The following is a 10,484-nucleotide window of genomic DNA, read 5'->3' as shown; positions in this document are numbered from 1 at the left end:
GTGTCATTCGCACGCGCCCCGAACACTCGTGCCCCGAACGTCACCAGAGCACAAACACTAAGACAAGGAAGAAACGAAAAAGCCCTCCGAAGAGGGCTTCAAGAAACGGCGAGCAGAAGGCGATTACATGCCCACGTAGTTAGGCCCGCCGCCACCTTCAGGCGTGACCCACACGATGTTCTGCGTCGGGTCCTTGATGTCGCAGGTCTTACAGTGCACGCAGTTCTGCGCGTTGATCTGCAGACGCTGCTTGCCGTCTTCCGTGCCCACGAACTCGTACACGCCCGCCGGGCAGTAACGGCTTTCCGGCCCCGCGAACTTCTCGAGGTTCACGTTCACCGGCACCGTTGCGTCCTTCAGCGTCAAGTGTGCCGGCTGCTGCTCTTCATGGTTCGTGTTGCTGATGAACACGCTCGACAGCCGGTCGAACGTCAGTTTGCCATCCGGCTTCGGATACACGATCGGCTTGCACTCCGCCGCCGGCTTCAGGTACAGGTGGTCCGCCTTGTTGCGGCGCAGCGTCCACGGAATGTTGCCCTTCAGCAGCCATTGCTCGATGCCGTTCATGAACGTCGCGACCAGCAGCCCCTTCTTGAACCATGCCTTGAAGTTGCGCGCCTTCTTCAGCTCCGTGTGCAGCCAGCTCTTCTCGAAGGCCGCCGGGTAGGCCGTCAGCTCGTCGTGCTGGCGACCGGCCTGCACCGCGTCGAAGGCCGCCTCGGCGGCCAGCATGCCCGTCTTGATCGCGGCGTGGCTGCCCTTGATGCGGCTCACGTTCAGGTAGCCCGCTTCGCAGCCCACCAGCGCGCCGCCCGGGAACACCGTCTTCGGCAGCGACATCAGGCCGCCGGCCGTGATCGCGCGGGCGCCGTAGCCGATGCGCTTCGCCGGCTTGATGCCCTTGGCTTCGTCGCCCTCCAGGTACCAGCGGATGTTGGGGTGCAGCTTCCAGCGCTGCATTTCCTCGAACGGGCTCAGGTACGGGTTGCTGTAGTCCAGGCCCGTGATGAAGCCCATGGTGACCTTGTTGTCCTCCATGTGATAGAGGAACGCGCCGCCGTAGGTGTCGCTCTTCATCGGCCAGCCGGCCGTGTGCAGCACGAAGCCGGGCTGGTGGCGCTTGGGGTCGATCTCCCACACTTCCTTCACACCCAGGCCGTAGGTCTGCGGGTCCTTGCCTTCGTCGAGCTTGTACTTGGCGATGAGCTGGCGGCCCAGGTGGCCGCGCGCGCCTTCGGCGAACACCGTGTACTTGCCCAGCAGTTCCATGCCCAGCTGGAAGTTCTCGGTCGGCTCGCCGTCCTTGCCAACGCCCATGTTGCCGGTGGCCACGCCGCGCACCGAGCCGTTCTCGTTGTAGAGCACTTCGGCGGCCGGGAAGCCCGGAAAGATTTCGACGCCGAGGTTCTCGGCCTGTTGCGCCAGCCACTTGGTGAACGCACCCAGGCTGATGATGTAGTTGCCGTGGTTCTGGAAGCAGGCCGGCAGCAGCGCGTTGGGCGTGCGCAAGCCCGATTTTTCGCCGAGGAACACCATGGCGTCGTCGGTCACGGGCTGGTTCAGCGGGGCGCCCAGCTCCTTCCAGTCGGGCAGCAGTTCGTTGAGCGCGCGCGGGTCCATGATGGCGCCCGACAGGATGTGCGCGCCGGGCTCGGAGCCTTTTTCGAGCACCACGACGGAGATCTCTTTTTCGTGCTGCGCGGCCAGTTGCTTGAGCCGGATCGCGGTCGAGAGGCCGGCCGGGCCGCCACCGACCACGACCACGTCGTATTCCATGGCTTCGCGAGGGCCGAACTGGGCGAGGATTTCGTCGTGGGTCATGTGGGTTGGGTCGATAATGATTTTTCGAGGCGCGGGGCATCCCGGGTTGCGGGGCATTTTATGCGGCGTCCAGGGGTGGTCCGTGTCACCGGTGGACGGGGCTCCCCGCGTCACCTGCGCGACTCCACAGGATTCAGTTCATGGCTTACAGCATCGATCTCTCGGGCCGCGTGGCCTTCGTCACCGGCGCCTCCAGCGGCCTGGGTGCCCAATTCGCGAAAACACTGGCGCGCGCGGGCGCCGCGGTGGTGCTGGCAAGCCGCCGTGTCGAAAAGCTCAAGGAGCTGCGCGCACGCATCGAAGGCGAGGGCGGCGACGCCCACGTGGTCGAACTCGACGTGACCGACTTCGGCAGCATCAAGGCCGCCGTGGCGCGCGCCGAAACCGAGGTCGGCCCCATCGACATCCTGGTCAACAACTCGGGCGTGAGCACCACCCAGCGCCTGCAGGACGTGACGCCCGAAGACTACGACTACATCTTCGACACCAACGTCAAGGGCTCCTTCTTCGTCGCGCAAGAAGTCGGCAAGCGCATGCTGGCCCGCGCCAAGGGCACGGCGCCGGGCACCTACATCGGCGGACGCATCATCAACATCGCCTCGGCGGCGGCGCTCAAGGTCATGCCGCAGATCGGCACCTACTGCATGAGCAAGATTGCGGTGGTGCAGATGACCAAGGCCATGGCGCTCGAATGGGGCCGCTTCGGCATCAACGTGAACGCGCTGTGCCCTGGCTACATCACGACCGAGCTGAACGAAGAGCACTGGGCCACCGAAGGCGGCGCCAAGCTGGTGAACATGCTGCCGCGCAAGCGCGTGGGCAAGCCCGAAGACCTCGACGGGCTGATCGTGCTGCTGGCCAGTGGCCAGAGCCATTTCGTGAACGGCGCCGTCATCGCGGCCGACGACGGGTTCGCGCTCTGAGCCCGCGGGCCTGGATCGGCATTGCCGCCGGCCTGGGCGCGGGAGCGCTCTGGGGGCTGGTGTTCGTGGCGCCGCGCATGGTGGGCCACTTCGGCATGGTCGACATCACGGCCGCGCGCTTCGCGGTGTTCGGCGCCATCTCGGGGCTGGCGCTGTTCGCGCGGCCGGCCGCCGTGCGCTGGCCCAACGGGCGGCAGGCGCTGGCGGCGCTGGGGCTCAGCGTGCTGGGCTTCAGCGGCTACTACCTGCTGCTGGCCTTCGGCATCGCGGCGGCCGGCACCGAGGTGCCCAGCCTCATCATCGGCACCATTCCCGTCTGGATGATGCTGCTCGGCCGGCCCGCCGGGCTGCACATGCGCGCGCTGCTGCCGGGGTTGCTGCTCACGGGCGCGGGCATCGCGTTGATGGTCTGGGGCGCGTGGTCGGCGCAGCACGGCGCGGGCGGCGGTGGCGCGCGGTTCGGCTGGGGCATCGCGCTGGCGCTGTGCGCGATGGCCAGCTGGACGGTCTACGGCCTGCTCAACGCGAAATGGCTGCAGCGCCACACCGAACTCAACGCCACCGACTGGGCCAACTGGCTCGGCATTGCCACCGGCCTCGGCGCTCTGCTGCTCTGGGTGGTGGCGGGCAGCGACGTCGCCACGCTGCGCTCGCAGCCCGACGGCACGCTTTTCATCTGGATCGCGCTGGCGAGCGGCTTCGGCTCGTCGTGGCTGGCGACCATTCTCTGGAACGTGGCGAGCCAGCGGCTTTCGGCCAGCCTGTGCGGCCAACTGATCGTGAGCGAGACGCTGTTCGCCTTGCTCTATTCCTTCGTCTGGGACGGCCGCTGGCCGCAGGCCACCGAGTGGGTGGCGGCGCTGCTGTTCGTGCTGGGCATCCTCGCATCCATCAAGGCGCACCGATGAGAATCGAAATTCCCGAAAAGAAGAAGCTCGTGTATGAAATGGCGATCCCCATCCGCTGGGGCGACATGGACGCCATGGGCCACCTGAACAACGGCACCTACTTTCGCTACCTGGAAACCGCGCGCATCGACTGGATGCGCTCCATCGGCTTCGAGCCCATGCCGGGCGGCGAGGGCATGGTCATCGTCAACGCCTTCTGCAACTTCTATCGCCAGATCGAGTACCCGGGCGACGTGCTGTTGAAGATGTACGTGAGCGACCCGGGCCGCACCACCTTCGAGAGCTGGGGCACCATGGCGCGCGCCGAAGAGCCTGATGTGATCTGCGCGGCCGGCGGCGCCACCACCATCTGGGTCGACTTTCCGAAGCAGAAGGCGCTGGCGCTCCCCGACTGGCTGCGCACGCTGGTGAGCGAATAAACAAATAAAGCGCGATGCAGCTGAAGAAGATTCTTGCGCGCGCTTCGGCGTCGGTTGCGTCAGTCGCGTCGGCCGTTTCGTTGGCGCTGCTGGCCGGCTGGTGCCAGGCCCAGCCGGCGAAGGCCGGCGAGCAGGACGAATGCCCGGCCGACACGCCGTACCTCGATGCCGATGCGCTGAAGAAAGCTGGCTTCGAGCTCACCGTGTTCAAGCGCTTCTGCTATGTCGACAAGTCCGGCAGCTACGCTCTGGTGCTCGGCGAAAAGCAGGACCGGCCGTTTGCCAAGGAGCAACTGTCGTCGAGCATTCAGGCCGTGCTCTACAAGGTGGAGCGCGACAACGGACTGACCCGGCAATGGTCGATTCGCGACTTTGCCGGACCGGACGATGGCGGCATCAACTTTCGCTCCAAGCTCATCGAGCTGACCGACATCGACGGCGACGGCCTGGTCGATCCCATCGTGGTGTACCGCTTCTTCGCACGGGGCGACGACGGCGCTGTCAGCACCGACGATTTCTCGGGCGGCATCAAGCTCATCACCTTCCACAAGGGCAGGAAGGCGACCATCCACGCGATCACCGGCGACCTGGACGGCGACCGCAAGACCATCGGCAACAGCAACTACTTCGACCTGCCGAAGCCGATCCGGCAGCACCTGGTCAAGAAGATGGCGGCCATGTACAAGGCCAGGCAGTTCGGCTTCGACAACTCCTACGATTTCGCGCCAAGGAAAGAAGCCGCGCGGCGCTAAAGCGCGAAGGCCAGTGCCAACTGGCCGAAGGTTCCCGAAAAATAGAGCCCCAGGATTCCGCCAAGGAGAAAGAGCCCTGCGACACCCCGTGTGCGCCAGAGGTAGTAGGGCAGGTAGGGCAACCAGAGAAAAATCAGCAGCTGGTTGTACTCGTAGGGCCTGTAGATGTCCGGGTGTTCCTTGCTGTCGGCATCCAGCCAGAAGATCAGAAAGAAGATGGTGACGAAGTTCGATACCAGGACTGTGCTTCTGCTGGTTTCGGCGTCGTACCAGAAGAACAGCATTTCGTAAGCAGCCATCCCGAGGCAGGCGACCACGAAGGCTGCCAGATACCAGTTCTTCCACTTCATCCCGGCGCTCTCTTGCCTCAGGCCGGGCGCAGCACGATGCGCGCCTCGAAGCCGTGCGCCGCGCCCGCGGGCGGCGAGCTCAGTTCGAGCGTTGCCTCGTGCTTCTGGACGATGGTGCCGACGATCGAAAGGCCCAGGCCGTAGCCCGTGCGGTCGGAGCCGTGCCGCACGTGGCGCTGCTGCAGCGTCTGCAACTGCGCCGCATCGACGCCGGCGCCGAAGTCGCGCACGGCCAGCGTGCAGGGCGCCATCACCTCGATCAGCACGCGGTCGCCGCCGTAGCGCAAGGCGTTCTCGACCAGGTTGCGCAGCGCGATCGCCAGCGCATCGACATCGCCCAGCGCCACCGGCGCGGCGCTGTCCGGCACCTTGAGCGACAGGCGCTCGTTGGCGCGCGGGTCTTGCCAGAACTCCTGCGCCACGGTGCCCGCCAGCTGGACCAGGTCGACGCGCGAACGCGTGAGCGATGCGCCCGACTCGGCACGCGAGAGCTGCAGCAGTTTTTCGGCGCGGTGGCTCAGCATCTGCAATGCGTCGAGCGCCGCCTGCACATCGTTGCGGCGCAGGTCGTGCTCCAGTGCGGTCTGCAGGCGCAGGCGCGCCGCCGCCAGTGGCGTGCGCAGCTCGTGCGCCGCGTTGGCGGCCAGCGCGCGCTCGACATCGAGCGACTGCGCCAGCCGCTCCAGCAGCCGGTTGACGTGGTCGCCGACCGAGCGCAGTTCCTGCGGCAGGCCGGGCAGGGTGATGGGGCGCAGGTCGGCGCCGTTGCGCTTGGCGATCTCGCCGGCAAGCTGCTGCAGCACGCGCAGCTCGGCACGCGCCACGTTGCGCAACACCAGCGCCAGCAGCGGCAGCACGGCGCCCAGCGGAATGATCAGCCCGAACAGCGTGCGGTTCAGTGCGCGGCGGCGCTCGTCGAGCGGGTCGGCCACCTGGAAGAACAGGCCCAGCGTGGGGTGGCGCACGGTGTAGATGCGCCAGGTCTGGTTGTTGGCGAAGCCGGCCGCCAGCGGCACGTCGAAGGCATCGACCGGCGCTTCGGCCGAGCGCAGCAGCACGTGCTCGTGCAGGTCGACGATCTGGTACATCACCGCGTCTTCGGAGAACAGCTGCTTGGGCGCGATGAGCGGCGCGCCCGGCGCGGTGCCGTTGCCGTGCTGCAGGCGGTCGAGCTCCTGCACGGCCATGTCGAACATGCGGTGCGACACCTCGACCAGCTCGTTGTCGAAGTTGTGGTTGATCTCGCGGTCGACATACCAGACCACGGCGAACACGCACAGCAGCCACACGCCGCCGACCCACAGGATCAGCGTGCGGGTCAGGCGCCCGGCCAGCGAGTCGCGGCCAGGTACGACGCTCGCCGCACTCATTCGTCGTCGTCCGCGGAGAACGACAGCCGATAGCCCAGCCCGCGCAGCGTCTGGATGTGGCTGCGGCCGAGCTTGCGGCGCAGCCGGCTGATGAAGACCTCGAGCGTGTTGCTGTCGGCCTCGTCGCCGAAGCCGTAGAGCGCATCGGCAAGGTTGTCGCGGGTGTGGATGCGCTCGGGCCGGGTGGCCATCACGCGCAGCAGCGCCCACTCTTTCTGGGTCAGCGTGATGGGCGTGCCGTTCTTGCGGACCATGTCGTGCGCCAGGTCGATCTCGAGCGTGCCCAGCTGCAGCACCGGCGAGCTGCTGGCGCTGCGCCGCCGCTCGACCGCGCGCAGGCGCGCCAGCAACTCGGCCGGGTCGTAGGGCTTGATGAGGTAGTCGTCGGCGCCGGCGTCGAGCCCGCGGATGCGGTCGGTGACCTGGTCGCGCGCGGTCAGCACGATGACGATGGGGCGCTCGGGCAGGGCGCGTATCTGCGGCAGCAGCGAGAGGCCGTCGCCGTCGCCCAGGTGCAGGTCGAGCAGTACCGCCGCGTACTGCACCGAGAGCAGGGCGCCGCGCGCATCGGCCAGGCTGGGCGCCACGTCGACCACGAAGGCCTTGGCCAGCAGATAGCTGCACACGGCATCCGCGAGGGAGGTGTCATCTTCGACCAGCAATATGCGCACGCCATGTCCTTTAGCAAAAAAAGAAGTCTAGCGCCGTCCCCGGAGGCGGGCCGTTCGGTCAGATTCGGTTCATGTTGCTTCAGGCTGGGTTCATTCGGCAAACGTAGGCTCGCGCGGTTTTCCTGTTTTTTTGGTTGGCCATGACACGTTTCCCGAATTTCCGCCTGGGCGCCCTGACTCTGCTGGCGCTGGCAATACTGATGGCGTGGGATGCGTCGAATGGCGATCTTCTGCTGGCGCGCATGGTGGGTACGCCCTACGGCTTTCCCTGGCGCACGAACCCTTTCATGGTTCACGTCATGCATGAAGGCGCCCGGGACCTGAGCTGGGTGCTCGTGCTGGCGCTGCTGCTGGCCATTCGCTGGCCGGTCGGTATTCTGCGCCGCCTGAGTACGGGTGACCGCGCGCAACTGGCGCTGACGGTACTGGCTGCGGTGATTGTCGTCAGCCTGCTCAAGCAGGCCAGCCATACCAGCTGCCCCTGGGACCTGAAGGAGTTCGGCGGCATGGCGCAGTACGTGTCGCATTGGGCGTGGGGCGCCACCGATGGCGGACCGGGGGGCTGCTTCCCGGCCGGCCATGCGTCTGCCGCCTTTGCCTATGCGGGGGGGTACTTCGTGCTGCGGCGGGTGTCCGGCCGCCTGGCGTCGATATGGCTGGCCGTGGCGCTGGTTGCCGGCCTCGTGCTGGGAATTGCCCAGCAAATGCGCGGTGCTCACTATATGAGCCACACGCTCTGGACGGCCTGGGTCTGCTGGGTGGTCGGCTTTGCCATCGAGCTGGTGGTGACGCGCCTGAAGCCGCAGCCGCAGGCCCTGCAACCGGTCGTGCCCGCCCATGCAGGCCCTTGATTTCGCGCTGTTCGGGCTGCTCAATGCGAGCCCCGCGGTGCCCGCGTGGAGCCTGCGTTTCGCCGAATTCGCCTCCGACTTTTTTCCGGCGCTGCTGACGCTGGCGATGGCGGCGGGCGCCTTGCGCAGCCGGCGCTGGCGCCATGCGTTCTTTACCGCGCTGGTCAGCGTGCTGGTCGTCTGGCTGCTGGTGAACTTCATTCGTACAGTGATGCCGGTTCCCCGGCCCGCGTTCTACGGGCTGGGCATCCAGTGGGTGCCGCAAGGCCAGCGGCCCGGCTTCCCGAGCCTGCACACGGCCGGCACTTTTGCCGCGGCTTTTTCGCTCTGGTGCCTTCCCTCGCTCACCCCGATGCGGGTGGCGCTGCTGGTGGCGGCGGTGGTGGGCTGGAGCCGGGTGTTCCTGGGCCTGCACTTCCCATCTGATATTGTTGCGGCGATGATGCTGGGCGCGCTGGTGTCGATCCTGGTGGAACGCGGCGTGAGCCGTCCCCTGGGCCAGGTGGCATCTTCGGTCTTCCTGGCGCGGCGGCGAGCGCGAATGCGCCGAGTATGAATACTGCATGAATGGGAAGTTCAGGCTCCCTTCAGGCGAACTTCCTAAAGTCGCGCCATGTCTGTTTCGCGAACCGTTTCCGCGCCCCTGCCGCGCGAGGGCGCTCCTGAGCCCCGATCACAAGAATCTTCGGTCCTGATGAGCACGCCGTGGTCGAGCTTCCGACAGTGGCTCGACCAGCCGCGCTCGGCGCGCGCCGTCATCCTGTGGCTCAGCCTGTACCTTGTGCTGACCACCAACTGGCCGCTGTGGAACGAGCTGGCCCGCATCGGCGGCGCCCCCAGCACCTATCTGCCCACCGTCATCGCCATGAGCGTGCTCACGCTATGCGGCTCGGTGGCCATCCTGACGTTCACCGCCTGGTCGCGCTGGCTGAAGCCGGTGTGGTTCCTGGTGGTCGTGCTGGCGGCCGTGGTGCAGCACTACATGCTCGAGTACCGCGTGGTGATGGACCCGACCATGATCGCCAACGCGCTGCAGACCGACCCCAACGAGGCGCGCGACCTGATGAGCTGGCGCATGGCCTTCAACGTGCTGGTGGTGGCCTTGCCCGCGGGCTGGCTGCTCTGGCGCGTGCGCATCGCGCCGCAGCGCTTTTTCTCGAAGCTCTGGCGCAATGCCGTGCTGCTGTTGCTGGCCGTCGTCGTGGCCCTGGGCACGGTCGTGGCCATGAACCGGCAACTGGCGCCGCTGATGCGCAACAACATCCACCTGCGCTACATGATGAACCCGATCGCGAGCCTCTACTCGACCGGCGCCGTGTTCATCAAGCCGCTGTTCAAGCGCAGCGGCAAGCTCATTCCGATCACCGCCGGCACGGCGCTGGGCGCCAGCTACGCGTCGCAGGCGCGGCCGCCGCTGTTCGTGGTGGTGGTCGGCGAAACCGCGCGTGCCGATCACTTCGGCCTGAACGGCTATGCCCGCGACACCACGCCCGAGCTGGCCAAGCGCGGCGTGCTGAGCTATCGCGACGTGCACTCCTGCGGCACCAACACGCTGGCCTCCGTGCCGTGCATGTTCTCGCCGCTGGGCAAGGAGGGCTACGAATCGCGCAAGGACGACTACGAGAACCTGGTCGACGTGCTGCAGGCTGCCGGCCTTGCCGTGTTCTGGCTCGACAACCAGGCCGGTTGCAAGGGCGTGTGCGAACGCATTCCGAATGCATCGGCCTTCGCCGGCCTGGACGCAGCGACCAAGAAGGCGCTGTGCGACGGTGACGAGTGCCTCGACGACGTGATGCTGAAGAACCTCGACGAGCGCATTGCCGCGCTGCCGGCCGAGCGCCGCGCCAAGGGCATCGTGCTGGTGATGCACCAGATGGGCAGCCACGGCCCGGCGTACTACAAGCGTTCGGCGCCGGACATGAAGCGTTTCACGCCCGAGTGCCGCACGAACGCGCTGGCCGAATGCGGCCATGCCGAGCTGATGAACGTGTACGACAACTCGATCGCGCAGACCGACCGTTTCCTGGGCCTGACGATCGACTGGCTGAAGGCCCAGTCGAAGCAGTACGACCCGGCGATGCTGTACGTGAGCGACCACGGCGAATCGCTGGGCGAGTACGGGCTGTTCCTGCATGGGGTGCCGTACAGCTTCGCGCCGGAGGCACAGAAGCACGTGCCGATGGTGACGTGGTTCGGCGAAGGCATGAGCGAGCGCCGCAAGCTCTCGCGTCCGTGCATGGAGGCGGGGCTCGACACGCCGTTGACGCACGACAACCTGTACCACACGGTGCTGGGCGTGATGGACGTGACGACGCCAACCTACAAGCCGGCGCTCGACGCGTTGGCGTCTTGTCGTTCCAAGGGGTGAGCTTGTACTGGGGCGGGCTCCGTTCGGGGCGACGCCCACGCCGACGGTGTG

The 10,484-nt window shown here is 66.6% G+C and carries 11 protein-coding genes; 7 read left to right on the top strand and 4 right to left on the bottom strand.

Annotated features, from left to right (window positions below; translation table 11 throughout):
* Positions 1-123 precede the first annotated feature (123 nt).
* Positions 124-1,821, bottom strand: coding sequence for an electron transfer flavoprotein-ubiquinone oxidoreductase (locus DBV14_RS30790; RefSeq protein WP_124465342.1), 1,698 nt, complete (start codon positions 1,819-1,821; stop codon positions 124-126).
* A 140-nt stretch (positions 1,822-1,961) separates the two neighbouring features.
* Between DBV14_RS30790 and DBV14_RS30785 the strand changes: the two genes are divergently transcribed.
* Genes DBV14_RS30785 through DBV14_RS30770 form a run of 4 tightly spaced genes read left to right on the top strand, consistent with a single transcriptional unit; the run spans position 1,962 to position 4,823 of the window.
* Positions 1,962-2,744, top strand: a complete 783-nt coding sequence (locus DBV14_RS30785; protein WP_124465340.1) for an SDR family oxidoreductase — start codon at positions 1,962-1,964, stop codon at positions 2,742-2,744.
* A 20-nt stretch (positions 2,745-2,764) separates the two neighbouring features.
* Complete coding sequence (locus DBV14_RS30780; RefSeq protein ID WP_369008196.1) at positions 2,765-3,652, top strand: DMT family transporter; 888 nt, start codon at positions 2,765-2,767, stop codon at positions 3,650-3,652.
* The gene (locus DBV14_RS30775) at positions 3,649-4,071 is read left to right on the top strand and encodes a thioesterase family protein (RefSeq protein ID WP_124465337.1); all 423 of its coding nucleotides are present in this window, start codon (positions 3,649-3,651) and stop codon (positions 4,069-4,071) included. Before DBV14_RS30780 ends, DBV14_RS30775 begins: the two co-directional genes overlap by 4 nt.
* Positions 4,072-4,085: 14 nt before the next feature.
* On the top strand, positions 4,086-4,823 hold the full coding sequence (locus DBV14_RS30770; RefSeq protein ID WP_124465335.1) for a M949_RS01915 family surface polysaccharide biosynthesis protein: 738 nt from the start codon (positions 4,086-4,088) through the stop codon (positions 4,821-4,823).
* Here DBV14_RS30770 and DBV14_RS30765 read toward each other — a convergent pair.
* The 3 genes from DBV14_RS30765 to DBV14_RS30755 are packed head-to-tail and all read right to left on the bottom strand — an operon-like array spanning position 4,820 to position 7,214.
* A complete protein-coding gene (locus DBV14_RS30765; protein ID WP_124465333.1) occupies positions 4,820-5,173 on the bottom strand; it encodes a hypothetical protein in 354 nt (117 codons plus the stop codon). The genes DBV14_RS30770 and DBV14_RS30765 overlap by 4 nt on opposite strands.
* Positions 5,174-5,190: 17 nt before the next feature.
* Positions 5,191-6,543, bottom strand: a complete 1,353-nt coding sequence (locus DBV14_RS30760; RefSeq protein ID WP_124465331.1) for a HAMP domain-containing sensor histidine kinase — start codon at positions 6,541-6,543, stop codon at positions 5,191-5,193.
* Positions 6,540-7,214, bottom strand: a complete 675-nt coding sequence (locus DBV14_RS30755; RefSeq protein ID WP_124465329.1) for a response regulator transcription factor — start codon at positions 7,212-7,214, stop codon at positions 6,540-6,542. Before DBV14_RS30755 ends, DBV14_RS30760 begins: the two co-directional genes overlap by 4 nt.
* A 140-nt stretch (positions 7,215-7,354) precedes the next feature.
* On the opposite strand from DBV14_RS30755, the gene DBV14_RS30750 reads away from it, so the two are divergent.
* From DBV14_RS30750 to DBV14_RS30740, 3 genes are all read left to right on the top strand, one after another.
* Entirely contained in the window at positions 7,355-8,065 is a 711-nt protein-coding gene (locus tag DBV14_RS30750; protein ID WP_124465327.1) for a phosphatase PAP2 family protein, read from the top strand.
* On the top strand, positions 8,052-8,621 hold the full coding sequence (locus DBV14_RS30745) for a phosphatase PAP2 family protein (RefSeq protein ID WP_124465325.1): 570 nt from the start codon (positions 8,052-8,054) through the stop codon (positions 8,619-8,621). The genes DBV14_RS30750 and DBV14_RS30745 overlap by 14 nt, the downstream gene beginning before the upstream one ends.
* Positions 8,622-8,759: 138 nt before the next feature.
* The gene (locus DBV14_RS30740) at positions 8,760-10,433 is read left to right on the top strand and encodes a phosphoethanolamine transferase (protein ID WP_260397290.1); all 1,674 of its coding nucleotides are present in this window, start codon (positions 8,760-8,762) and stop codon (positions 10,431-10,433) included.
* The last annotated feature ends 51 nt before the right edge of the window (positions 10,434-10,484 follow it).

Source organism: Variovorax sp. KBW07, from assembly GCF_003852515.1.
In the GTDB taxonomy this organism is placed as follows: Bacteria; Pseudomonadota; Gammaproteobacteria; order Burkholderiales; family Burkholderiaceae_C; genus Variovorax.
This window is presented reverse-complemented; position numbering and strand designations above follow the sequence as displayed.